Annotated in this window: 30 protein-coding genes; 5 read left to right on the plus strand and 25 right to left on the minus strand. The window is 64.3% G+C overall.

Features of this window, described 5'->3' with window-relative positions:
• Positions 1–20 precede the first annotated feature (20 nt).
• The 20 genes from HRV97_RS17610 to HRV97_RS03200 form a co-directional block, all read right to left on the minus strand.
• The gene (locus tag HRV97_RS17610; RefSeq protein WP_174192199.1) at positions 21–674 is read right to left on the minus strand and encodes a hypothetical protein; all 654 of its coding nucleotides are present in this window, start codon (positions 672–674) and stop codon (positions 21–23) included.
• Positions 671–2,644, minus strand: a complete 1,974-nt coding sequence (locus tag HRV97_RS03110; RefSeq protein WP_246248488.1) for a phage tail protein — start codon at positions 2,642–2,644, stop codon at positions 671–673. Before HRV97_RS03110 ends, HRV97_RS17610 begins: the two co-directional genes overlap by 4 nt.
• Positions 2,641–3,054 carry a DUF6950 family protein gene (locus HRV97_RS03115; protein WP_174192201.1) on the minus strand — a complete coding sequence of 138 codons (414 nt, stop codon included), beginning with the start codon at positions 3,052–3,054 and terminating at the stop codon, positions 2,641–2,643. Before HRV97_RS03115 ends, HRV97_RS03110 begins: the two co-directional genes overlap by 4 nt.
• Positions 3,051–3,605, minus strand: a complete 555-nt coding sequence (locus HRV97_RS03120) for a hypothetical protein (protein WP_174192202.1) — start codon at positions 3,603–3,605, stop codon at positions 3,051–3,053. Before HRV97_RS03120 ends, HRV97_RS03115 begins: the two co-directional genes overlap by 4 nt.
• Positions 3,602–4,189, minus strand: a complete 588-nt coding sequence (locus HRV97_RS03125; RefSeq protein ID WP_174192203.1) for a hypothetical protein — start codon at positions 4,187–4,189, stop codon at positions 3,602–3,604. Before HRV97_RS03125 ends, HRV97_RS03120 begins: the two co-directional genes overlap by 4 nt.
• A complete protein-coding gene (locus HRV97_RS03130; RefSeq protein WP_174192204.1) occupies positions 4,189–6,690 on the minus strand; it encodes a phage tail tape measure C-terminal domain-containing protein in 2,502 nt (833 codons plus the stop codon). Before HRV97_RS03130 ends, HRV97_RS03125 begins: the two co-directional genes overlap by 1 nt.
• 12 nt (positions 6,691–6,702) lie before the next feature.
• Complete coding sequence (locus HRV97_RS03135) at positions 6,703–6,915, minus strand: hypothetical protein (RefSeq protein ID WP_174192205.1); 213 nt, start codon at positions 6,913–6,915, stop codon at positions 6,703–6,705.
• Entirely contained in the window at positions 6,888–7,295 is a 408-nt protein-coding gene (locus HRV97_RS03140) for a hypothetical protein (protein ID WP_174192206.1), read from the minus strand. The genes HRV97_RS03135 and HRV97_RS03140 overlap by 28 nt, the downstream gene beginning before the upstream one ends.
• Positions 7,296–7,348: 53 nt before the next feature.
• Positions 7,349–7,804 (minus strand): phage tail protein, encoded by a 456-nt coding sequence (locus tag HRV97_RS03145; RefSeq protein ID WP_174192207.1) that lies wholly within the window; start codon positions 7,802–7,804, stop codon positions 7,349–7,351.
• 12 nt (positions 7,805–7,816) lie between these two features.
• Entirely contained in the window at positions 7,817–8,212 is a 396-nt protein-coding gene (locus HRV97_RS03150; protein WP_174192208.1) for a gp17 family tail completion protein, read from the minus strand.
• A 1-nt stretch (position 8,213) separates the two neighbouring features.
• Positions 8,214–8,657 carry an HK97-gp10 family putative phage morphogenesis protein gene (locus HRV97_RS03155; RefSeq protein ID WP_174192209.1) on the minus strand — a complete coding sequence of 148 codons (444 nt, stop codon included), beginning with the start codon at positions 8,655–8,657 and terminating at the stop codon, positions 8,214–8,216.
• A complete protein-coding gene (locus HRV97_RS03160) occupies positions 8,654–8,995 on the minus strand; it encodes a phage head closure protein (RefSeq protein ID WP_174192210.1) in 342 nt (113 codons plus the stop codon). The genes HRV97_RS03155 and HRV97_RS03160 overlap by 4 nt, the downstream gene beginning before the upstream one ends.
• The gene (locus HRV97_RS03165; RefSeq protein ID WP_174192211.1) at positions 8,995–9,582 is read right to left on the minus strand and encodes a head-tail connector protein; all 588 of its coding nucleotides are present in this window, start codon (positions 9,580–9,582) and stop codon (positions 8,995–8,997) included. The genes HRV97_RS03160 and HRV97_RS03165 overlap by 1 nt, the downstream gene beginning before the upstream one ends.
• A 4-nt stretch (positions 9,583–9,586) precedes the next feature.
• Positions 9,587–9,880, minus strand: coding sequence for a hypothetical protein (locus tag HRV97_RS03170; RefSeq protein WP_174192212.1), 294 nt, complete (start codon positions 9,878–9,880; stop codon positions 9,587–9,589).
• 53 nt (positions 9,881–9,933) lie between these two features.
• A complete protein-coding gene (locus tag HRV97_RS03175; protein WP_174192213.1) occupies positions 9,934–11,139 on the minus strand; it encodes a phage major capsid protein in 1,206 nt (401 codons plus the stop codon).
• Between the two features lie 28 nt (positions 11,140–11,167).
• On the minus strand, positions 11,168–11,785 hold the full coding sequence (locus tag HRV97_RS03180; protein WP_174192214.1) for an HK97 family phage prohead protease: 618 nt from the start codon (positions 11,783–11,785) through the stop codon (positions 11,168–11,170).
• A gap of 2 nt (positions 11,786–11,787) precedes the next feature.
• Positions 11,788–13,080 (minus strand): phage portal protein, encoded by a 1,293-nt coding sequence (locus HRV97_RS03185; protein WP_174192215.1) that lies wholly within the window; start codon positions 13,078–13,080, stop codon positions 11,788–11,790.
• Positions 13,077–14,885 carry a terminase large subunit gene (locus tag HRV97_RS03190; RefSeq protein ID WP_174192216.1) on the minus strand — a complete coding sequence of 603 codons (1,809 nt, stop codon included), beginning with the start codon at positions 14,883–14,885 and terminating at the stop codon, positions 13,077–13,079. Before HRV97_RS03190 ends, HRV97_RS03185 begins: the two co-directional genes overlap by 4 nt.
• Entirely contained in the window at positions 14,833–15,255 is a 423-nt protein-coding gene (locus HRV97_RS03195) for a hypothetical protein (protein ID WP_174192217.1), read from the minus strand. Before HRV97_RS03195 ends, HRV97_RS03190 begins: the two co-directional genes overlap by 53 nt.
• 80 nt (positions 15,256–15,335) lie before the next feature.
• Positions 15,336–15,659, minus strand: a complete 324-nt coding sequence (locus HRV97_RS03200) for an HNH endonuclease (protein ID WP_174192677.1) — start codon at positions 15,657–15,659, stop codon at positions 15,336–15,338.
• Positions 15,660–15,790: 131 nt separating this feature from the next.
• Here HRV97_RS03200 and HRV97_RS03205 point away from each other — a divergent pair, with 131 nt between their 5' ends.
• Together HRV97_RS03205 and HRV97_RS03210 are read left to right on the plus strand one after the other, a co-directional pair.
• Complete coding sequence (locus HRV97_RS03205) at positions 15,791–16,036, plus strand: hypothetical protein (protein WP_174192218.1); 246 nt, start codon at positions 15,791–15,793, stop codon at positions 16,034–16,036.
• A 128-nt stretch (positions 16,037–16,164) separates the two neighbouring features.
• Entirely contained in the window at positions 16,165–16,302 is a 138-nt protein-coding gene (locus tag HRV97_RS03210) for a hypothetical protein (RefSeq protein WP_174192219.1), read from the plus strand.
• Positions 16,303–16,794: 492 nt separating this feature from the next.
• On the opposite strand, the gene HRV97_RS03215 is transcribed toward HRV97_RS03210, so the two are convergent.
• The 3 genes from HRV97_RS03215 to HRV97_RS03225 all read right to left on the minus strand — a co-directional run bounded on the left by HRV97_RS03215 (position 16,795) and on the right by HRV97_RS03225 (position 19,682).
• A complete protein-coding gene (locus HRV97_RS03215; RefSeq protein ID WP_174192220.1) occupies positions 16,795–17,028 on the minus strand; it encodes a hypothetical protein in 234 nt (77 codons plus the stop codon).
• A gap of 227 nt (positions 17,029–17,255) precedes the next feature.
• Positions 17,256–18,539, minus strand: coding sequence for a cyclic di-GMP phosphodiesterase (locus HRV97_RS03220; RefSeq protein ID WP_343044416.1), 1,284 nt, complete (start codon positions 18,537–18,539; stop codon positions 17,256–17,258).
• A gap of 132 nt (positions 18,540–18,671) precedes the next feature.
• Positions 18,672–19,682, minus strand: coding sequence for a GGDEF domain-containing protein (locus tag HRV97_RS03225; protein WP_174192222.1), 1,011 nt, complete (start codon positions 19,680–19,682; stop codon positions 18,672–18,674).
• Positions 19,683–20,161: 479 nt separating this feature from the next.
• Here HRV97_RS03225 and HRV97_RS17750 point away from each other — a divergent pair, with 479 nt between their 5' ends.
• Together HRV97_RS17750 and HRV97_RS03235 are read left to right on the plus strand one after the other, a co-directional pair.
• A complete protein-coding gene (locus HRV97_RS17750; RefSeq protein WP_174192223.1) occupies positions 20,162–20,353 on the plus strand; it encodes a DUF4177 domain-containing protein in 192 nt (63 codons plus the stop codon).
• Positions 20,353–20,655, plus strand: a complete 303-nt coding sequence (locus HRV97_RS03235; protein ID WP_174192224.1) for a hypothetical protein — start codon at positions 20,353–20,355, stop codon at positions 20,653–20,655. The genes HRV97_RS17750 and HRV97_RS03235 overlap by 1 nt, the downstream gene beginning before the upstream one ends.
• A gap of 110 nt (positions 20,656–20,765) precedes the next feature.
• On the opposite strand, the gene rhuM is transcribed toward HRV97_RS03235, so the two are convergent.
• Both rhuM and HRV97_RS03245 read right to left on the minus strand, forming a co-directional pair.
• On the minus strand, positions 20,766–21,821 hold the full coding sequence (gene rhuM, locus HRV97_RS03240; RefSeq protein WP_174192225.1) for a RhuM family protein: 1,056 nt from the start codon (positions 21,819–21,821) through the stop codon (positions 20,766–20,768).
• A gap of 410 nt (positions 21,822–22,231) precedes the next feature.
• A complete protein-coding gene (locus HRV97_RS03245) occupies positions 22,232–22,582 on the minus strand; it encodes a hypothetical protein (RefSeq protein WP_174192226.1) in 351 nt (116 codons plus the stop codon).
• On the opposite strand from HRV97_RS03245, the gene HRV97_RS03250 reads away from it, so the two are divergent.
• Positions 22,577–22,765, plus strand: a complete 189-nt coding sequence (locus HRV97_RS03250; RefSeq protein ID WP_174192227.1) for a hypothetical protein — start codon at positions 22,577–22,579, stop codon at positions 22,763–22,765. The genes HRV97_RS03245 and HRV97_RS03250 overlap by 6 nt on opposite strands.
• Positions 22,766–22,894 lie beyond the last annotated feature (129 nt).

Genomic DNA, 22,894 nt, shown 5'->3' on the forward strand with positions numbered 1-22,894 from the left:
GTAATCTCCGGTGGAGGGTGTCAGGCTTCGATGACGATGACGGACGCGGTCGCGCCGGCGAGGGCAGCGACGACGCCAGTTAACAGCGCCGCGGCGGTGACCTTCACCTTGCAGCCGTCCTTGGTCAGGCTACCGGCGACGAGCTCAGCCTTGACCGGGCCGGTCAGGACATTCGGCACGGCGGAGGGCAGGGCAGTGGCGGGCACGGTCGAGAAGGCGGGCGAGAAGGCGATCGTCGCGATGCCATCGCTGCCGGTCGTGCCGCTGAAGATCGCGACGCGTTTGACGGCGTTGAAGTTGAACGCGTCGGCCTTCGCGACCAGCCCTGTCGAGCCGCTACCGCCGACGTAGCCGAGGGCGGGCTTGTCGCCGCGACCGCCGATCCAATCGGTCACCCGCAGCAGCGTCCGCGTGCCGTCCGCCTCGCCAGCTAGCACTGGCGTCCAGCCGTTCGGGCCGCTCGGTCCGGTCAGCGCGGGATCCTGCTTCGGATCGCTGACCAGGTCCAGCTGCAGCTCGAGCCCATCGTCGACGAGCATGCCGGTGAGCAGCAGCACGCCCGACATGCCGGTGCAGTCCGGCTCGCGCGCAGTCAGGTGCAGCACCTCGCGGCCGGCGGTGCCGGGCTTGATCACCGCCCACAATCGGCGGACCTCGGGAACGCGCTCGGTCATTGCGCCACCTGCTGCTGGTACCGCCCGCCGCCACCATAGCCGCTGCCGCTGTCGCCCGCGGGCGGGGTCTCGCTCGGCGGATAGGTCGTGCCGTCGGCGTTTGCGGTGGTCACAAGGCGGATCGCCACGAAGGCGGGGTTTGCGGCGTCGAGTAGCGAGTCGGACGGTGCGGCATAGTAGCTGCCGGCCGGGATGATGCCCGCGAATGCCTGACCGTCGGCCCCGGTGAACGCCTCGCCGGTCGCCCCGGTGTACGCGGGCGTGGCATCCTCCAGCGCGTAGAACAGGCGGAAGTTGGACGCGTCATCGAGGCCATCGATCTGACCGGCGGGCAGGTTGATGACCCTGCCGTCGTCGAGAGTGGCGCCAAATGCTACCACTTCGATCGACGTAGCAGTTGTCGTGGCTGGAAATTCGACTGTTTGCGCGCGGATCCAGTGCGCGGCGCGATTGATCGCCGCAGCTCCGGTGGCGACATCGTCGTAGTCGGCTGTCGTCCGAAGCGCCGGGGTGGCAGGTGGAGTGCCCGTCTGCTCGAGCGCGTAGGCGTATTTGGCTGGCGTCTCGCCGCGAAGCACCCACTTCACCGTCATCGTCTGCGGATCAAGCGTACGCTTCAGGATGACGCACGGCGTAGAGGCGAGACCCGCCTCGGGAAGGTCGACGATCACCAGCGTGCCAGCACCGTAGCGCCGCAAGCGTGGCTTCACCGTGATCTCGATGTCGCCCAGTTCGCGCCGGTCGAGCAGCTCGAGCGCGGCAAGCTGGGTCGCCTGCGTCGCGTCCTGCACCAGATTATACTGGCGCTCCTCTTTCTTCTCCTCGCCATCGATCGCAATCAGGTCCGCGCGCGCAACCGCATTTTCGGTCTGCACATATTCCCACTGGTGCGCCTCGGACCGATATTTCGGCACGATCGTGTTCAGCCGCGCTTCCCAGCCACGACCGGCGCCGACCACGATCTCGTCATCGGCGAGGTCATCAGCAGTAACCGTGTCCAGCGCGACGCGCGGCGCGGCAACCATGACGCCCAGGCGCCCGCCGACGAATACAGGCTCGCTCGCACCCGCGGCGAGAATATCCTTGAGGTTGGTCCACTTGTTGCCAGGCTCGAAGATCACGCCATCGCAGTGCCAGCCGTTCGCGTCTGACACGTTGGCCAGATGCAGGAAGTCGGACACGATCAGGCCGTCAATCGGCATGCCAATGCCGAACACCTTCTGTCCGGCATGGTACGTGCCAAGCGCATACTTCAGGCCGTGCAGGCCAGGGTTGCGCGTCCACGGCCACGTCACCGGATCAGCCAAGCGGCACGGTCCGCTGCCACCTGGCCAAGACGAGTCGAGACGCGGATCCCAACAGCGCACGCCGCGCCACACAGCGCCGGTCTGTGGCACCCCGCTGGCGAACACTTTGCCCTTCTTGTCGCGCTTCAACGACCACGCGATCGCCGCCTTGCCGCTGAGCTTGGCCGCGGCACCCCAGTTTGGCGCGCCTGACCAATGCGGCGTCAGAGCCGATAATTCCGGCGCGACGCCTACCTGCGTGTCCCGCCACATGAAGCCTGAGAAGTACCCACTGGCCTGATCACCCGCGAAGGAGATCGGCTGAAAGTCCGCGTACATGCCCTCCAGTCCGTCGACCGGGCCGGCGCCCGAATAGATGTCGACCAACAGCAGATACGGGTTCGGCAACTGGTCAATTGTCGGACCGTAGCCGCGTTGGTAAACGCGCGTGCCGCCGTAATAGGTTCGCCCGATCAGGTACGGCGTCGGGTTGTCGCTGCCGATCGCGATGGCATTGACCGAGCCGCGCGCAGGGGGCTTTACCGCCGTGATCTCAGCGCCGATGTTCGCTGCCAGCGCGACCGCAGAAGCAACCAGCGCGATCGTCTGGCCGCCCGGGATGAACGCCGCAACGGTCGCGACCACGCCGGCCACCTTGCCGACCTTCGACAGCGCCTCGCTCATAGCCGCCAAGCCGCGCGCACGTGCACCATCGCGTCGACCACGTTCGCTACGCCGTCCGCCTCCGCGTGATACATCAGCAGCGCGCCGCCCGCGTTGATCGCCAATGCCTCGCCGAATGGCTCCTTGCCCGGCACCAGCATCAGGTCGCCCACCCACGCCGACAGCGGCGAGATGCGCGGCAACATGCTGTCGAGCAGGGCTTCCAGGCTCGCGTAACCGGTGCGCTCCAGCGCCTTGCGCGCGCCGAGCGCGGAGCGGAAGTCCGGGATCGCGGGCGGGCGGTGGCCGAGCGCTCGCATCTGCGCGCGCGCCAGATGGATGCAGGTGGCGCGATCACTCCAGTCGAATGGCCGGTTGCGGAAGCGTGCGACCACCTTTTCGGTCGCCTCCGCGCGCGCAGCGAGATTCATGCGACACCGCGCGGTGGGGCGGCTTCGCCCCATGCGACCTGGTTCGTAAGGCCAGTCGCTTGGTCGAAGCCTGTCTCTGCTGGAAAAACGCGCTGGTGCGCGGTGCTCGACAGCACGTTGCCCTCGTTGAGCGCGAGCAGTCGCTGCGCACGGCTGACACAGCCGATCTCCAGCGAGCGAGTGCCCTTGCCGATGCGCAGAACGGTGGTGTCGGTCTGCCAGTCCGCCTGCTGGTCGGGCTCGGCGATCGGCAGCCCAGTAGCCACATCGAGCTCCGCGACGAAGAGCCGCAGCCGGCTGTTCTGATATTCGGGTCGCGATAGCATCGTAGCGGCGGAAGGTGACGGAGGCAGCATGGCGATCGTGCCCGCGGGCGCCTCGTCGCCCACACCCTCGGTCAGCGCCTCGAAGCCGGCGAGCGTACCGAAATCGGGATCAGCGCCGACGAACGTCTCGCCGAACGCAGGCACGACGCCACCATCGCAGAGACGGATGGTGCGGCCGGGCAGCTCGAGCCGCATCAGGCCGGCAAGCATAATACGTTCAATCATGCCGCCTCCGTGATTGTGAACGACAGGCCGATCGTGCGCGCCTTGTCGATGGTCCAGCCGAAGTCTTCCAGGATCAGCCCCTCGATGTGGGGCTGCACGAGCTCAATCACGTCACCGGCGCTAAGCGCGGTGCGCAGCATGGGCGTGATTGCCAGCATCGCAGTGCCGTCGGCGCCAGCCAGCACGCCGGCGTCCACGCTGTACAGGTAGCGGCGCTCAGCATGGATGACCGAGAGCCACTGGCCCTCCTTCACCTCGCAGCGCGGCTGCAACCCGGCCACCGGCACGGTGCGGCCAGCAGCGACATCTGCTGCCACGACGGGTGCACCGCTGACGCCGTTGCGCAGCCCGATCTGCGGGAACCGCATGAACGCACCCTCGGTCTTCGCGCGCTTCAACCGCGACACCCACACGCGCCCCTCGGGATCAGCCCTCATGGGCGGCAGGGTGACGTCGAGCGCGTGGCGATTGCCGAGCCGGTCGACCCGCTGCATCGGTCCACCCAGCGTTGGCGTCAGAAAGCCGCCGAAGTCGAGCAACCGCGGCGCCGACGCCTGCGCGGACAAAGCGGTAAGGTCGATCATCAGCGCACCAGCGATTGGCGCGCGCGCACCGCTGACGTGCGGCTACTGGCGCGCTGGATCTGAATGCCTTGCTCGCCCGAAATCTGCTGCACCCGCGGCTGGAAGGTAGAGCCCTCGTCGGCGTAGAAGACGAACTCAGCCGGCTGGCGAGCACCGCCGTTGCCGATCGAGTTGACGTGTACCCGCTCGTCCGCGCTCACCATCGCGCGCGGGATGCCGTTGATCGAGAGCACGTTGCGGTCGATGCCGCCGCGCCCGCCAACCTTGAAGTGACCGCCGGTCGCGAGACCTGGCAAAAAGCCGCCCTCGTGCCCTGGCATGCCCCACGTGGGTCCGTTGCCCATCCCTGAAATTGGCGACTTGGTCTTGAACATGCCGAAGAAACCGCCGCCGCCACCTTGGCCGCCAAAGATACCGGGCAGCGAGAAGCCGTCACCGCCGTCACCGCTGGTGTCACCGAGCAGCCGGCTGAGTGGCTTCATCACCATCTGCTGGATCGCGATGCGAGCCATGTCGGCGATGATTTGATCGGCGATGCTGCTGAACACGTCGCCCAGCGAACGGCTGCCAGTGATCGCATCGGCGAGGCCGTCGTTCAGGTTCTTCAGGCCATCGGCCGCGACCCGCTCGTATGCCTCGTTGAGCTCGTCGGCGTTGCGCGGCAGGCTGTCGAAATACTGCTGGAGCGGTCCGGCGTTGTCGCGGTTGGCGCGCTCGCGGGCGTAGCCTTCCAGCACTCCCAAGGTCTTCAATCGCTCGGTCGCGAGGTCCTTTTCCTGCTGGCTCGCCGTCTGGCTGTCGATGATCGCCTGTTGGGTGAGGCGGAGCTGCTTGAACTGACCGTCGAGGATCAGCTGCTCTAGTCGGCCGCGCTCCTTCGCTGTCCGCGCCAGCCCGACCTGCGCTTGCAGGATGTCGGCCTCGTTGTCACCCCGAGCCTGAACGGCGGTGAGCGCTTCCTTGGCCTCATCCTCGGCCTGCTGTCGCAGCAGCAACGCCTCTTTCTGATCGTAGATCTGCTTGTTGAGGCCGAGCAGAACCTGCTTCTGCGCTTGGGTTAGGTCATCATCGGCCTGCACCTGGCGATTGGCAGCGGCGCGCTCGTTGGCCAAGCGCTCACGTTCGACCGCTGCACGGTCGCTAATCTCAATGGCGAGATCCTTCTGAGCGGCGAGCGACTCGTTTGACGCGCGATAAAGCTCCTGTTCGTACCGCTCGCGGTCGCGCTTTGCTTTCTCGGCGGCTCGCTTGGCCTCCGCCGCCGCCCGCCTCTGATCGCTCTCAGCCTTCTTCGCTGCTGCGGCTGCCTCACCGTTGCCTTGGGTCGGCAGCGCACCGCCAGCACCGCGCGCGCCACCGCCATACAGGCCGCGGTTCCATTGGCGGCCGAGCGCGCGGCGACCTTGCTCTTCCTGTCGTTGCCGAGCGTCTCCTTCGTTTCTCAGGAAGCCTCCCGATAGATCGGAGATCTCCGCATCGGCTTTCCACGAGCTGCTGAACAGCTTCCGGTCGACGCCATTCGCCCAGTTCTGGATCCGGGGAAAGAAGTTGCGGACCCTGTCGACGCCCGCGAGAATGTTGGCAATCGTGTCGCGCGCGTAGTTGGCCTCGCGGCGGATGCCGCCGAACGCATCCTTCGCGCCCGCGAGCAGGGGATCGAACACCGACCCTAGCCCCGCGAAGATGGCGGTCATCTCATCCGCCTCGTCTGAGGCGTAGCGGGTAATGGCCGAGAACGAGTCCGCCGCGATCTGCGCCAACATCGCGATCTTGTCGGCATTGGCGACGATCGCGGCCGCAAACTGCGCGTCCATGATCATTTTCAGGCGGTCGAGATTGTCGTTTACCTGCCCGGCGTTCCGTAGCACGTCGTCGCGCAGGACGATGCCCAGTTCGTTGGCCGAAGATGCGAGCGCATCATACGCCGCTGTGCCCTGACCCAATAGGACGGTGAGGGTTGATGCCGACTTCCCGAACAGCGTCAGCGCGGTCGCGTTGCGCTCCTGCACCGTCGGCAGCTTGGACAGGCCGTCCATCGTCTGCCGCAGCGCACCGTCGAAATCCTTGCTGGTGACGCCAAGCTCGCGGAAGAGCTTCACCTGCTGGTCGCTGCCGCTCTGCGCGAGGCCGAGAGATTTGGCGAACTTATCTAGCGCGGCATCAGCGGTCGCGACGTCGGACCCCGACATCTGCGCCGCGTAGCGAAACTCCTGGATCGTCTTGGTCGTGGCACCGGTGCGATCAGCCAGATCAACGATCGCATCCGCATAGTCGAACGCGCGTTGCGTGGCAGCGGCCATCGCATCGATGGCGATGGCGCTACCAAGCGCTCCCAGTGCGCCGGTCAGCGTCGCCGACGCGGATGTCGCTGTGCCGAACGAGGTGTGGAGGCGAGACGCGAGCTGGTTCGCACGGCTCTCTGCCGCTTTCGCACCCGTTTTAAAGCTGGCCGAGTCGAGGCCCAGCACGACGCGAAGCGCGCCGATGATCGCTCCCGCCATGCTGGTGTTCTCCTAGATTTCGCCGGCCTGCGTCGCAGCAGCGAACGACGCGAGATTGAACGTCATTGCGTCGTCGCCCTGCGGCTCGCGCTCTTCGTCGCCGTCGCGCAGGATCTCGGCGAGGTCGGGCAGGGGGCTGGCCCGCTCAAACGCCGCGGCGTGCCACGCCTGCGACAACCCCAGGCGGCGCAGCTTCTTCAGCCGTTCGCCATATCCCCGCACCATAGTGCGGAGGATGCGCGGCGTTTGAAGCCAGAAGCGATCCGGTTCACCGCCCGCTTCGCACCAAGCCTCCAGGAGCGAAAGCCAGTCATGGCCCCGCTCCGATTGCGAGGGTCCGCCTCATCCCTATCCTCCGCCACGCCAAACGCACCGCGCAGCCCCGCCATCACGGCTGCGCGCACTTGGTCGAAGCCCGCCTCGCTCATCAGCTGCTCGGCCTCGGCAATCGAGCATGGCTGTCGCCGTTGCAATCCCGCCCAGAACGCAGCGCGGAAGCGGGTGATGTCGACGGTCGGCTCTTCAATCGCGACGAGGATGGCATCGGTGGTGGCGTCGAGCGCAGCCTCCAGCAGGCAGAGCGCGGCGACGTCGAACACCAGCACGACCTCGCCACGCGGGAGGTCGAGCGACGCCTCGCCGCGCAGCGAAAGCCCGGTCACGCGGCGAGCGCTGCCTGCGTCCACACGCCCGACGCCTTGATCGTCACCGTGGCGGTCTGCTTGCCCTGCACCGGCTGATCATCGGGCTCGTAACCGGTCACGATGCCGATGCCCTTCGTCTGCATCTTCGTCGCGACGCCCGCGCCATTGCGGCCGTTCGAGTTGACCGCCATCAGCAGGCTGTCGCCGCTCGCAACCGCTGCGAGCAGCTTGGCGTCGGAGTCGCTGCCGGGCACGCGGTGGATCTGTACCGTGAGCACGCCGGGATCTGCGACGCCTTCGCCCATGAACTCCATCACGCCGCCCGCGCTGTCGTGCGTGGTTGTGTCGATCGTGCCGCGCGACAGGCTCGGAGCCTTGACCGACAGCACCTCGGCAATCTTCGTGAGCGGCGCGTTCGCCGCGGCCGATGCGCCCAGCAGAAAGGCTGCGCCAAAGTTCTTCTCTGCCATGATAGTGCCTCCTCAGGCCGCGGGCCTATTCATGATGATCCAGTCCATGCGACGCCGGTACACCTTGCGCCCGCCGCCCAAGTCTTCGGTGCCGCCGCCGTCCTCGTCTTCCAAGAAGGCGGGTCCGAGCTCCCAGCCATTGATGGTGGTGGTCGGCTCGATTGCCGCGGTGAGCACTCGGCTGATGGCCAGAGCCTCCGCGTTCGACAGCGCCCAGATGTCCGCCTGCACCAGCGTCTCGTTCAGGCCGTCCCAGCCGTCGTGATTGTAGCCGCGTCCCGGCGTGACCAGCGTCAGCACTGTAACGGGGTAGGGGGCAGATTGCGGTCGCTCGTCCCACGCTACAGCGGGGCAGAGCTTGGCGAACGCGGGCACCGCCAGCAGCTTCGCGCGCAGTGCTTCCTGCATATCAGCCTCCGCGCGCCGCCTTCTTCGCGAGCCGTGCCGCGGTCTTTTCAATCTCGGGGCCCAGCTCGTTGCCGATATTTGTCAGCACCTGATCCTTGGTCGCCTGCCACGCTGGCCGCATGAATGGTTGCGCCTTCTGATCGTGGGTGCCGAACTCCTGCGGAACCGCTGCCGGGTTCGAGGTGCCGATGAACATCTCGGTCAGCGACTTCGGCTCTTTCCTCGCCATGCGAGCTTGGCGCCGGGTCAGCTTCGTGCCGATGACGATCGAGATCTTGAGCGCGCCGGTGAGCCGCGGGGCGGTCTGTTCGGCGAGCGCACGTAACGGCTCGGCTGCCTTCTTCAGGACGCGCCGCACTACGGCTTTCGCGGTCGTGATCTTCGGTAGCTCGGACAGGGCGGCGTCGAGGTCGCGCAGTCCCTCGACCTTCACCGTGACCTTCACGCCTGCTCGCCGCTCGGGTTGGTCGTGATCTCTAGACCCTCACGCCGTCCGAACTCGACGACGCCGCTGATGGGGTACACCTGGCCAGCGTAGACGACGCGCTCGCGCTCGCTAAGGTCGGCGAGGTCAGGCGCCCAGCGGATGCGCCAGACAACCTCACGTTGGGCTGCGGTGCCGCCAGCTTTCCACGCCTCGGTTGCGCGTTGCGTCAGGCGTTCGGCCCATACTGTGCGGATCGGCTGCCAGGCAGCCACGTCGGCGCCGAGATCATCAGTCGTGGTGGTGGCACGCTCGATCGCGATGCGCCGGTCGAGCCGCCCGGTCTCCAGCCCCGCCATCAGGCGTAGACTCGAAACGGCGCGAGCAGGTTCTCGACCGGCGTGGACATCGGCACGGCGGTGACGGTGCCGGGCGAGACGGTGCCGCGGTTGCGATACAGGTCGTCGGTCATCAGCAGGATTGCCGCGCGGATGGCGGCGGGCAGCGTCGAGCGCGGACTGTCGCCGCTATCGTCGACTGGATAGCCGGCACGGTAGCGGATGCGGACTGCCTCACGCCGTGACGAGCCGCCAACCCACGGCCACGACGACGCCGCGACGAGATCGCGCCCGAGCACCTCAACGTCGGCGAGGTCACCCATCTGCTCGACACCGTCCGCGTCCAGGTAGGAGATGCTGACGAGTTCGACGACGGGCGGGAAGGGGAGGCGGATCGTGTCGCCGCACGCGGCACCGCAACGCGCTTCCAGCACCTGCACGCCGAGCGCGCGGCCGAGCCACCCGTCGGGCCCGTCGATGTGCGACGTGGCTGCGGCGACATACGCCTTGATCAGCGCGTCCTCGCTATCGTCCTCCACCTTGCAGTGCGCCTTCGCGTCGGCAAGCGACACGACAGGGTCAGGTCGGGTGATGACGAGAACGCGCATGTGATCAGGCGTTCTTCTTCGCCGCCGGCTTAGCGGCCTGCGCGGCGGGCGGGGCGGCAATGCCCTCACCGGTCGCGCTGGTGTAGCCGCGGTCGTTCACCGTGCTCGGCTTGGTGCCGAACGTGTGCTGGACGCCGGCCCCGCGCGTGGCGGGCTCTTCGCCCTCCAGCGACAGCGCGCCGGATGCCACCAATGGTGCGGCGTCGGTCTCGGTCATCTCGCGCGTGTCGCCGCGCGCGTAATCCTTGCCGTCACCGTGCATCGCGCGGTGAACGGTATACGTCTTTTTGTCGGCCATCGTTCGATGCCCCCGAAAGCGAGGGCGGACCCGGCGGCCCGCCCTCGTCATGGTCACGCGTTGGCGAAGGCGCCGTCGACGAACGCCTCCGGGCGATACACGGTGAGCGCCAGCCGCTCTTCGGCCAGGATGGTCACCATGTTGCGGCGGAAGTTGTCGCCGTCCTCGGTCGACACCAGCACGCCCGACTGCTCGCGATCGAACAGCTGGGCGCCCATGCGCCATGCACCGACGGTGAACTCGCCCTGCGTCTGCGCCATCGACGGCACCACCGGCAGGCCCCACAGCGTGGGCGCGATCGTGCCCTGAGGGTTGCCGATGATGTAGCGGCCCTCGCCATCCTTCTGCATCTCGATCAACGCCCAGTCGATCGGGTGCAGAACCTGGCCATCGGCCGGGTACAGCGCGAGCGCGACCTGCAGCTGCGCCAGGCGCAGCTTGTCGATCATCGTCGGCGCCGCAAAGCCCGTCACGCCCGCTGGCAGCGCGTAGTCGGACGCCTGCGGCTTAATGCCCGCAAGGTTCTGACCGGTGCCGTCGCCCTTCAACAGCTGCACGTCCTCGACGAATGCGAGGCCGTAGCGCAGGCGGTTATCGATCATGGAACGCAGGCCCGGCGCGTCGGCAAGGATCTCGGCCGATGCGAGGAACCAGTGCGCGATCTTACGCACCGGCGCATTCTTCAGGTCGAGCTTCAGGGTCGACTCGGGCTTGAGCGTGCCCTCGGCGACCATGCCGGCGTTGTTGGTGAAGCCGGTCTCCTGCACGTACTCGATCGAGCTCGAGGAGGTCGTGCCGGGCGCAATCAAGCCGCGGATGGTCAGCTGACGATCAGGCAGCATCTGCATCGGCGACTGGACCCGCTCGGGGCGGACGAGGTCGCCGGCCGAGCCGTTTGCGTCGGTGGTGAGCGACGTGATTGCCTTCACCTCGATGCCGACGTTCTGCCCCTGACGCACGCCGTTGCCGAATGCGTTCTTGTAGGCATCACTGTCGATGTACTGCTGACCGATCGACTTGACCTCGGTCGGTTCCGAGCCGCGGCGCGCTGCCTTCTGCTCCAGCTCGTCGAGGCGCGATTTGGCCTCGTTCATGCCGGTCAGCGCCTGGTCGGCGAGTTCCTTGGCGGTGGTGGAGAGCGGGATGCCGCGTTCGGCTTCGGCCAGCGCCTTCTCGGCAATGGCCTTCAGCTCGTCGTGGCGGCGGTCGAAATTGCCCTTCAGCTCGAGCGCGAGCTCGGCCGGCGTCTTGTCGGTCATGATGTGCCTTTCTGGCAGAGATGAAGGATCAGCCGCGCAGCGCGGTGTAGAACTGCTGCAGCTCGTCGATCGCCTTCGCCTCGGGCTCCCCCCGAAGATGCGGCGCTGCCTTGGTCGCGATCGCCGCGGCCACGGACTTGGAGAAGCCGCCTGCATCCCGCAGGAACTCCTCGAACTGGCGGACGCTCGGCAGTTCGCCGCCGCCCAGAATGTCTTTGATGCTGAGGATGCGCGTGCGGTTGTGCATCGGCACGGTCACCAGCGAGATCTCGTGCAGCCCCACCTCGAGCAGGTGCCGAGCCTTGCCCTCCAGCCGATGCTTCTTCGTGATGAAGCCCATCGACAGCCCAGTGATTACGCCAAGTTTCACATCCTGCCGCGCTTCGCGGGCAAGCGTATTGGCAGAGAACTGGCCCTTTACGCGTAGGCCGTCCGGCTGATCGGTGAACTCCGTCCACACGCCGACCGGCTTCTTGCGGTCGTGATGCAGCAGCATTGGAATGCTCTTGCGCCCTTCCAGCTGGACGGCGCCACGCGCGACAATGTCGTTGCCATGATCGATGTCGCCGTAGCCGACCGCCAGACCCTCGATGTTGCCGTCGTCGTCGAGCGCCTTGGCGTCGAGAACGATGTCGAGTTCTTCCATCGTCAGACCTCCGCGGGCTGCTGCCCGGCATCCGTGATCGGCACGTCCTGCATCTGCTTGTAGAGCACGTTGCCGCCCTCGACGGGTGGCAGTCCCTCCAGCGCGCGAACCTCGTTGACGGTCATGAACGGCCGCATCTTGGTGTAGAAATCGGCGCGGCCAGTGCTGTCCGCGCGCAGGAACGCCTCGACGTTGAACCGGATCGACACGCCCGCCTTGCGATCGGCGCGTGACAGCAACTGCTTGGTCACCGCGCCCTCGATGCGCTTCAGCCGCTTGCGCATCTTGAACTTCAGCACCGACAGCGTCTGATCGGCGATGCTGGAACCGAGCGTCGTGTTGCCGACGGTCTGACCGACGAGGTGCGGGTCGACCTCGAACACGCGGCAGACCTCCTCAACCGAGAAGCGCCGGCTCTCCAGCATCTCGGCGTCTTTCGGGTCGATCGAAAGCTGCTCCCACTTCATGCCCGCATCGAGCAGCATCGGGCGGCCTGCGGTCGCGGCGCCGACGAACTTGTCCTGAAGCAACTGCTCGGCTTCGTTGCGCTGATCGCGGGTCAGAACCTTGTCGACCGACATGACACCGGAGGTGCGGACGCCGTTCGCGAACATCGTGGTGGCGGCGCGGTCCGCCGCGATCGCCGACGCGAAGGACTGCCGGCAGGCCGCGAGCGGGGAAACGCCGCCGAGAGCGCCGCCGCCGAAGCCGCGGATATGCAGCATGTCGCCCTGGTGGACTAAGTGTTCGCCGCTGCCATCAGTCCACCGATATTCTAGCTCGCCGGCGCCGTTGCGAGTGACCCGCATCAAGTCAGGCGGGATCGGTGCCAGCGACACGATGAAGCCATCATCACGCCGCACGATCTCGGCATAGGCGTTGCCGCGCAGCTCGATGCTGGCGACGATGAACTCCCAGAAGTCGAACGCTGACTGGTCGTAGTTCGGGCTGTCGTGCAGCAGCCAGTAAAGCGGGTGCTGATCGTCATCGACCGCAACGCCGCCCGGCCCCTTGCGCTGGACCGCGCAGGGCAGGGAAGCGATGTTGCCGGCCCAGAAGCTGACGCACGCCCAGGTGGCGGATAGCCCGTGCGCGGCGCTGAGCACGCCAGCGCTGGTGTCGTTATACCGCTCGAGTGTGACCTTGTTCGTGCGGAAGTTGTCAGCGTCTTGCTGGCCAGGCGCGACCGGGCTGGTCAGCGACAGCACCGACTTCGCTTCGATCGGGAGGCCGCGCGATGCGAGCGACCGCACCTCGGCTTCTGCGGCGCGGCGCGACAGTTGGTAGCCGCTCATGCGCGCAGGCTCGCGAGCCAGTCGTCGACACCATCGTCCTCGACCGGCAGCAACATCGGAGCGGTAGCGTTGATCATGCCGTCCACTCCGTCGATCTTGTTCGGGCTGTTCGGCGTCTGCTTCTTGGGCAGGATGCTGCCGTCGACACGGCGCTCGACGACCGCATTCCCGATCATCCACGTCATCACCGGGTTGCCGTCATGACGCAGCCGCGCAGGCCCCGCCTTCACGCGCGCCTCGATCGCCTTTGCCGGGTCGGTCACGTTGCGAGCGTTCTTCGCCAGCTGCACCGCAAAGGCCTCGCCGCCGTCGCCCAGATCCTCATTCAACCGGCTGGCCATCGCGAGACCGCTGTTCCACTGGTCGAACGTCGCGCGGCGCACGGCCAGCCTGTCCTTCAGCCCTCGGATCTTCGCCTCGATCACGCGGTGGTCAATGAAGTCGCCGGGCGTGGTGGTCAGGTGTCCTTCCGCGGCCCAGCGCGCGTACATGTCGGTGACCTGCTTCAGGCTGTTGTCCTGGCTCTGCAGCCGGGCTTCCGGCACGAAGAACCACGGCTTCACCAGCAGCCGCCCGTCGGCGTCTTCCGCCGCCAGCACGACCGCAGACAGATCGTCGACGTTCGAGAGATCGCCGCCGATGTAGCAGTCGAGCCCGGCGAAATCGTCGAGCGTCAGGGCAGGGTCGGCGCAGATCGCCCACTGCGTCACGTTCAGCCAGGCCGAGGCGGCGCCCAACCAGATATTCAGGTGCTTAGTCTTGAACTCGCCCTCGGCTGCGGGGCTCGCCTGCGCCTCGATCGCGCGCTTGGCGACTTCGTCGCGGAGCGGGCGGGATGCTTCCAGCAGCGGGTTGGCCTTGATCCACTTGGCCGGATCGTACGGGTCGTCACCCTCTTTGCGCTCGTCGTCGTAATCCTCGGCGCGGTCGAGCGTGAAGATGATCCCGAACATGTGCTCGGCGATCACCGAGCGCTCCAGCACCTTCGTCGCAAGCGTGCGCTGCTCGTAGCAGACGCCGTGCAGGTTGAAGCCCGCGGTCGTGATGATCCACATCAGCGGGTTGCGCCGCGCGCCGAACGCCGAGTTCATGACGTCGAAGAGACCGCGGTCGCTGTGCGCGTGCAGCTCGTCCATCGTGACCAGGTGCGGATTGTGCCCGTCTTGGCTCTTCGCCTTCGCGTGCATCGGCTGCATGTAGCCGCCGTTGTCCGAGCAGGTGATCGACTTGGCCCAGGGTATCAGCCCGAACGCTTCCTGCAGCGCGGGCATCTTCTCGACCATCCGCTTGGCCGGGTGGAAAACCTTCTTCGCCTGATCAAACGTCGTTGCCGCGGTTAGCACCTGCGGGCCGGGTTCCTCCTCGCAGGCGAGGCAGTATAGCGAGATGAGCGCCGTCTTGGTCGACTTCGCGTTCTTGCGCGCCACCTCCTCGTACACCGAGGTAAACCGCCGCCCGCCGGTCTCGTGCCTTCGCCAGCCGAACACCATCGCGAGCACGAAGATCTGAAACGGCTCGAGCGTGATGGTCGGCGTATCCCACACGCCTTCGACGTGCGGCAGTTTCTCGGCGAAATCGCAGACGTCGTTCGCGTGCCACGGGTCGAAATAGTAGCCCCAAGCCTTGTCACGCGCGCGCTTCAGGTCGTCGAGGTGACGCTGCGCGGCGAGGCGGACCCATTTGCAATGGCGCGCCTGCACGCGGTCGGCAGCGGCGGCCTTGGCATATGCCAGCGCGACCGCGGTGTAATCTCTAGCGTGCCCGGTGTCCGTTGCGGGCGAACGGGTTGCCCGGCTTGCCGCCATTTGCGTCACCTCCGGCACTGCCGACGCGGCTCTTCGGGCCGGCGATTCGAAGCAGCTCTTCGTGCTGGCGCAGCACCGTCAGGTACGCGGCGGGGGGCGGCTCGCCACCGGCGTTGAAGGCTTTGCGGACCAGCGCCTCAAGCGAGCAGTACCGCGCCAGAATCGCGCTATCGACCTCGGACACGCCAGCGGCCATCACTCGGCCGATCACCTCATGCCACACGTCGATCGCTTCCGCGGTCATGTAGTCGGGTGCGATCGGCGGATCGCCGGGGACGACAAGCTCGGTCTTCAGCCCATCACGGACTGGCTGGAGGGTGCCGCGCGCCGCCTTTGCTGACGGCGTGTCAGGCTTGGGGCCGCGCTTCATCGAGGTCTCCGCAATTTATCTCGACCCGAAAGTTTAATTCGCACGCGCGAAAAAAGAGGTTGGGCGTCGGTGTCCGTAGGTCAGGCCCTGGACTTTCGACCCACCCCCCGCGTCTGCGCCGCGGCGCGCTCGGCCTTCGACTTGGCGTCATGGCAGGGGGTGCAGAGGGGTTGCTTGTTGCTCCGGTCATCACTGCCGCCCTCTGACAAGGGCACGATGTGGTCGACGACGGTAGCGGCGGTCACTCGACCAGCTTTGACGCACGTGCGGCACAGTGGCTCGTCGCTCAGGATGCTGCGGCGATCCGCGACACCAGCGCGACCACGTAGGCGAGGGCTCGGCTTGCTATGCGCCCAGGCCTTGCGCGGCTTCGGCTTAATTAGTGAGGGCGGGCGGCTTGGCATCACGCACCCCGAAACGAAGCAACGAAAATAAACATGCGCTGCCAGCGATGTCACAGCGATCAACGGCTTGCGACGCAACCACCATCGTGAAAGCTTCCTCTTAGCCGGGTCGTCCGGTCACGGAGAGAAGCATGAAGAGCTATAAGAACGTCGCCTTGGCCGCTCTCGGAGCAGCTGCCGCGCTCCTTACTACGGCTACTCCCTCGATCGCGCAGCAGCGCTGGTGTGAGAATAAACCGCTCTATGACGACGATCGTGATGTCGGATGCGGGTATGAAGGTGAGGATCCGACCTTCAAGGCAATCATCGCTGGCGAAGACGCCGATCAGGAGACACGCACCGACAGCGCCGCGGTTGCTGCTGAGCCGCAGGCCTGAAAAGCGAGAGGGGCCTAGCCGCCCCTCTTTGCACCCTAGGTTGTAGACGAGCTCTGCCAATATAGCCGGGGCAGTGGACACCCGATCGCCGCAGCGCGTTACCCTCTCCCTAAACCAAGGAGAGCGACATGACCGACCACAAGAAGAAGGGCGACTTCGAGAAGAACGGCAAGGACGATGTCGGCGGCAACACCAAGCAGGACAACAGCCAGAACACCGACGGCAAGGACAACAACCAGAACGCCGGGCATGGCGGTCACAAGTAAAGATCGGCCGGGGCCGCGCTCAGCAAGCGCGGTTACCGCGTGGAAAGATGAACGTGAGGCTCTACCGCGTCCGATCCAGCAACATGGTCAACCGTGCGTCGATCGCTGATGACAGGTGGCAAGCGCATAGCGAAGCACCTTCACCGTCTTGGTCCAGCTTAGCTAGTGCGTTCATCAGGTCGGCGAGGATGGGGTCAGACGTGTGCAGCACCAGATCGGGGTATAAGCGCAGCAGCTAACATAGGTTTAAAAACGAGTGTCTTTGCGCCGAAGCTGAGACTGCAGCGCACCCTGAAGCGAAGAAGAGCCGCAACCCTGCTGGGCGCGACTCTTCGATCTATGCATGTGGATGCCTCAAACGGACGGTAAGGTCAAGGCCTATCGGTTTGTTACATCACGCACAGCAGATACAACAAAGGGGACCAAAGTCCCCCTTGCGACTATCTGTCTGCCGCGGCGCCAAGCAAAAGGAGTTACGCGGCAGATCGATAATTAGTTGCTGTCCGGCTCGTCGTCGCTGTCGGCAACCACGACGATGCCCGCAATCACGGCAGCAGCCGCGATGATCGCGACGATGAAGCCGCCACCAGCAAGCTCGTTCTTCTTAGCCGACGGCGCAGCAGCGCGTGACACCGACAACGACGAAGCAGCGTTCATGGGAGCTGCGGCAACCGGAGCTGCAACCAGAGCGCTAGCGGCAGCGGCCGTCAGAAGCTTCGAAATCATGAGGTGTCCTTCTTGTTTGAGCCCGAGCCATACTGCAATGCAGCAAGATTGTAAACGATCCGTAAAGGCTGCAGGAATCGTATGCCGAATGTCTGATTTGGTGGAAGCCCCACGGGCGGCTTTGGAGCAGCCGCACAGTTTTATGCCCGTTCTTTCATCTAGCGCTCAAGACCGGGATCCAGTTTGACCGGGCAACGCACTTGGTCGTACCCGCGACCCTTGCCGCGTTATGCCGGCTGCCCGGGTAAAAATCGTCCGCTCAGGATGCGGTCGCGCATGACGGGCCAATCGTTTCCAAACTGCTCCCCCCCTTCATCAATCTGCACGACCTGATCGTCCTTGAAGCTATCGCCGAGAACGACGTCCTCATATTCCGAGATCCGATCCTCCATGATGTTGTAAAATGAGCGTGCCGCGCCTCGACCACTGGCGGATGTCGTAGGCATAATCACGCCGAGTCTGTTTGACCGCAAACGAACGAGACTACCGACCGGATATACGCCGATACCGCGCATGAACTTAAGCAGCAGACTTTGGTCGATCATGTCCGGAAGAGAGGCCATCTCTGCGATGGCGTCGGCAGGCGCCTTGCCCTTCTTGTAAGGACGGTTCGACGTCATCGCATCGTATACGTCGCAGATCACGGCGATGCGGGCGGCAGTCGTAATCTGGTCGCCATGCAAGCCGAAGGGATACCCCGTTCCATCGAGCCGCTCGTGATGATGCAGACAAACGTCCAACGCGACGGACGGAACCTGCGGATCCGACGCTAGCAACCGGTGCCCCATCTCGGGATGCTGACGGATCAAAGCGCGCTCGCCTTCATCGAGCGGCCCTGCCTTGCCGAGAATTGAGGTATCAATCGAGAGCTTGCCGATGTCGTGGAGCATTCCGGCTATCCCGAGATCGGCGACCTCGCTCGACGTTGCATTGCTGGCGCGCCCAAGCGTGATCATCAACGCGCAGACGGCGATTGAATGCGTGTACGTGTAGCCGTCCTTCTCCTTCAAGCGCGTCACGCTGGCGAAGGCGGCACCGTTGTGCTCAAGCGCATCAGCAATGTCCTTCACCACTGAGGCGATCTGAGGCATCACCACCGGATGGCCACGGCGACAATCGTCGAACACGTCGCCGATGATCTTTGCGGACCTCTTGACCACCGCAGATGCGCGTTTCCTCTCCGCCTGGTCGAAGGCGGGCGGCGTCGGAAGCCTTCTTGGCAATCGCAGGGCGCTTGATTTCTTCACTTGCAGCGGAGCGGCCGGTCGCCCTGCTGGAGTCTTCGGTCGTACTGAAATGGTGACTTTGTGTGACGATTCGTTCGTCAGGGGCGCCGGGCCGCTGCGTGCATCGATGAACAGGTTGGTCCCGCCATTCCTTACTCGCTCGAGATCGGCCGGAGTTTTGATAACAAAGCGCTCACGCCAGAAGGGGTGGGATAACCAGCCGTCCTCCAGCCCTTCGACAATCATTCCAAGTCTCGCCTGTGCAGGCGTTATACGGATCAGCACCTTCCGAACTCCGGCACAAGGGCGGACATTCCGGTCCGCCGGAAACGGAGCGCCGCTCCCCGAAATGATGCTGAAGTGAGCCCGCCCGTTATCGCACGGTGGCCAAATAAGCAGCGTTCAGTCGCGAGCATGTTAACGCGTTCCGGCGACGGCGGCGATGACGCGGTTGCGGCCGCCTCGCTTGGCTTCGTAGAGCATTCGATCGGCAGCCTCGATAGCCATGTCTTGCTTCGTGCCCCCGAATGGCGCCACGCCGATTGAGATGGTGACGGAGCCGATAAGCTTATCGGTCTGGCGATCGCGGAACGTGCGGTCCGCTAAATTTGATCGAGCGTGTTCAAGAATTTCAACGGCGTGCGCGACGGTCACACCATCTAGGAATACAAGAAACTCCTCGCCGCCCCACCGTGCGAGGGTGTGAGAGCCGAGACTCTGCGACAGGCAAGCCCCGACAGCTTTCAGGACGCGGTCGCCGACGCCGTGTCCGAAGGTGTCGTTCACCTGCTTGAAGTGATCAACATCGCAAAGCGCGACGCTGCTGTTTCGTGACGATCGGCGAGCCGACATCTCCCTTCGGGCGCCCCGGCGATTGAGAAGGCCCGTCAGCGCATCGCGATGAGCGTCGTCCCTTGAGATCTCTACCTGCTGGCGCAATTCCTCGATCTCGCTGGAGGCGGCGTTCAGCTGAGTCTGGATATCATAATTACGCTGAACCATCGCCTTCACGATCTGCTCGACCGAGCTCGGGCCACCGGAAAGCTGGAATAGGCCCGCGGACAGGTCGCGCCCGAAGTCGGAGGACCGGCTGGCGGCATGTGCTGCGATGTCCGCCAGCCTGAGAGTTTGATGGCGGAGAGCGTCATGCCCTGGTTCAGTGGCAGCAGCACCACCATTCGATTTGGCAGCCGCAGTGATGAGATCGACGTCCGCCTGAACGAGGCGGCGGCCTTCCATAAGGATGGCATCAACCGCCATCGCAGGCACGCTGTGCCGATCTGTCTTGCATCGCCACGCCAGCGCGAAATTGACCGGATTATGGTCGAGTCTCTGCTCGGACAGGAACCGCAGCGCTTCGTATCCCGGTCCCGTGGCGGCTTCGGCAAGCGAGCCAGCCGGGGAGGTGGATTTTGTTCTTACGACCATCGCGACAACTCAATGACTTACGCAGAGTCGTAAGATCGACTGGTGAACAAAAGGTGGAAGGCCATAGCGTCATGACGCTGAGCTCGTATGGAAGCCGGAACGTTGGACGAGGCGTGTGCGAGGCGTTCGAGGATAAATGCCGCGGCCGGGAGTGCGTATGGTCTCTAAGCGAATGATGTTAGTACGTTGATGTGAACGAACGTCCGAAGTTCGCGTGGTAGATGTGAACGTTTGTTCGCATGAAATGGGCGAAAATAGACATCGAGCATGAACTAGACAGGCAAGCCAAGCCACTTAGCTAAAGGTTGTGCCGTATCCAAAATGCGGGACGAAAACCGCGTGCTGCTGCCCATTACCGAAGCTGGGCATGTCTGGTATCACGCACCCCGAAACGAAAAAGAAGGCGGGCAAATCATAAGCTTCTGCACTTCCTGCAGCAGTCCCGCCGTCCTAGCCTCCGTCCCGAGGAGACCGGTGTCGTGAAAGAATACAAAGTGATGTCGCAGAAAGACAAATGGTTTAGCCGCAAGTTTGACCCAGAGGCGCTCGAACAGGGATTAAACGCTTATGCGGCTCAAGGCTGGGAGGTCATCAGCGTGGCAACGGCCTCAATCCCAGGGCTGGGGGGCAACCGAGAGGAGATGATTGTTGTCCTTGAGCGTGAAAAATAATGCGCGCCGTAGAGTACAAAGGCATCCTCTTCATCGAGGGGCACCCGGGCGGCGCGCAGGTGATCCAGCAATTGGATACCAAGATTGACGGATGGTTTTCTTCAAGCCAGCTAAAGAGCCTAGATCATATCAAAGACATCATGGTGGATCAGGCAAAAGCGCACGCGGGAAATGCCATTATCGACTTTAAGTATGGTCAGAAAAGCACGTTCTGGCGAAGCTTGTTCAGCGTAGACGATGTCTATTGGTACGCCACTGGCTCGATAGCTAGGGTCGATCCTGCAAGTGTGTCAGTGAAATGACGTAAAAACAAGAAGAGCCGCGACCTTGCTGGGCACGGCTCTTCGATCTGCGGATATGGGAACCTGAAACCGGGCGGCGCGTCAAGCGACAACACACTCAGTCACGCCGCTTACCCATAATTCGACAATCGCGCGCCGACTGGGAGAGCTTTCTTGAAACGGTCCCACTCCACCTCCGCGTGTCGCATCGCCTGATCTTTGAGGAAGTCTCGGTAGCCTGGGAACACCGCATACTCATTGGTTTCGAGCAGCGCGTCGAGCTTCGCGGCCAATTCGTTCATCGTCATTGACTTGCCACGGATCGCCTTGCTCTCGGCGTAGAGCAGGAACTGCTCGCACAAGATGTGGAGGATATAGACCTCCTCGCGTGCCAGGTAGTTCTTGGCGATTTTGGACTCGGCCTTGGTCGGCCGTTCCGACTTCGTCGCCATGATGCCCATGTTGTGCTTCGCCGCGTCGGCCCGATCGAGGATCAGCTGCGACGCCGTCTTGCCCGTGATGGCGTACAGGAACTTGTCCTGCAGCTTGGCATAGAAGGAGCGTACCGCTGGGGCGTCTTTGTCGTAATCGGTTGACGCGAGCTTGAAGCAGTCGCGCACTGCCTCGTAGATCGAGATTTCTTCGGATCGGAGCGCCCGAACCTCCGCCGCCAGCTTCCGCAATGCGGTCGGGTCAGCCCCAAGGCGCCCACTGTTAAGCGCATAGCCGTCAGCGATGTATCGCTTCAGGACGCTGTTGGCCCACTTACGAAAGTCCGCGGCTTTAGAGCCATTCACGCGGTAGCCCACGGTGAGGATCACATCCAAATTGTAGTGATCCGTTTCGCGGCTAACCGACCGGCCACCCTCAATTCGAACTCTTTCCATTTTGGAAACAGTTGCCGCCTGATCGAGTTCGCCGGAGTCGTAGATGGCGCTCACGTGCTTCGATATCGCCGGCACCTGCACGCCAAAAAGCTCGGCCATCTGCTTCTGAGTGGCCCACACCGTGTCTTTCGACCAATCGACGTTGAAGTCGATGGCCGATGGCCCCTCATCGAATCTCATCAGCTCCATCTCAATCTGGCGAGACGCCTCCTGCGCGGCTGCCGCCGCTCGCCGGTTGCGCTGCAGGAATTTGTCGATGTCGACCGCACCTTGCGGTTCACGATTTACATTCTGGGTCAAGGCACACACCTGTAGATTGACCCGAGTTTTCGTTGACGCAGCTACGCGGAGTCCTTACATGTCTTCCGCACCATAGCGACGCCCTCCTCGGGTGTTGATGGGCGGAGGCAGCGCCGAAGTTGTCCAGACTATGCTGGCGCTGCCCCCGATCCCGGTAGGACTAAGCCACCGGAACGACCCATCTTTACTAAATCGTTACCACCCGAGCAAGCGGGTGATGTTCAGCGGCTCGCCGGAAAACTGCGATTGTCGCAACTGTCAACGACATTCACACCGGAAAGGTCGGTTCGACGCGTGGATTTCTGCGGGTCTTGGCAATAACAAGCGAAAAGGGTCGTGCGAAAAATTTATTCGCCACGCAATAAGCCCATGGTCACTTTTCGTTCTTCAAGGCCGACTCGCGTTCAATCTCATGCGATCTTCAGCCAAGCAGCTAGCGATTGAGCCGCTGAGACGATTCGGGCTGCGAAGCGAGCGCGCTGCTGCCCATTATGGAAGGTTGGCATGTCGTCGGCTACCACCACGCGGTCGAACAGCGGCAGCATGCGAGCCGGGATGATTCCACGCGCGTCGCGCAGCTTGCGGCGAGCATCCCACTGATGGCGGTTGCGCGGTTGCCCGTAGCTCTCGCTACCGCATCCGCCCACGCCATCACCATAGGCGGCGACCACCCGCGGTGCGCTCATCGCCTCGGCATGCAGTCGCATGTACCAGTCGCAGGCGTACCACTGCGGGTAGGTGAGCTGACCGCGCTTGTGCATCCGGTCGATCGCGCTGTCAGCGAACCGGCGAGTCAGCTTGGCGCGCTCACCAGCCCGGTCGATGATCGCATCGACGATCTGGTGATCGCCGGCAGCGTGCGCGATCCGTTCGGGCGTCGCATCGACATGCTTTTGGACCGCTTGGCGCGCAGGCTTGGTCCTGACCTCCTTTGGTCGCTGTGAGCGGGCAGGGCCAGCTTGGCCCCGCAGCCCAGCGGCTATTGCCGTTCCTGCCCACGACGCGCGATCCGCCGAGCTGCGCGCTGTTGCCTTGTTCCCCCGGCCCATCTCGTAATCTCCAACGTAAGCGAC

The sequence above is a fragment of the Sphingomonas hominis genome (genome assembly GCF_013328205.1).
In the GTDB taxonomy this organism is placed as follows: Bacteria; Pseudomonadota; Alphaproteobacteria; order Sphingomonadales; family Sphingomonadaceae; genus Sphingomonas; species Sphingomonas hominis.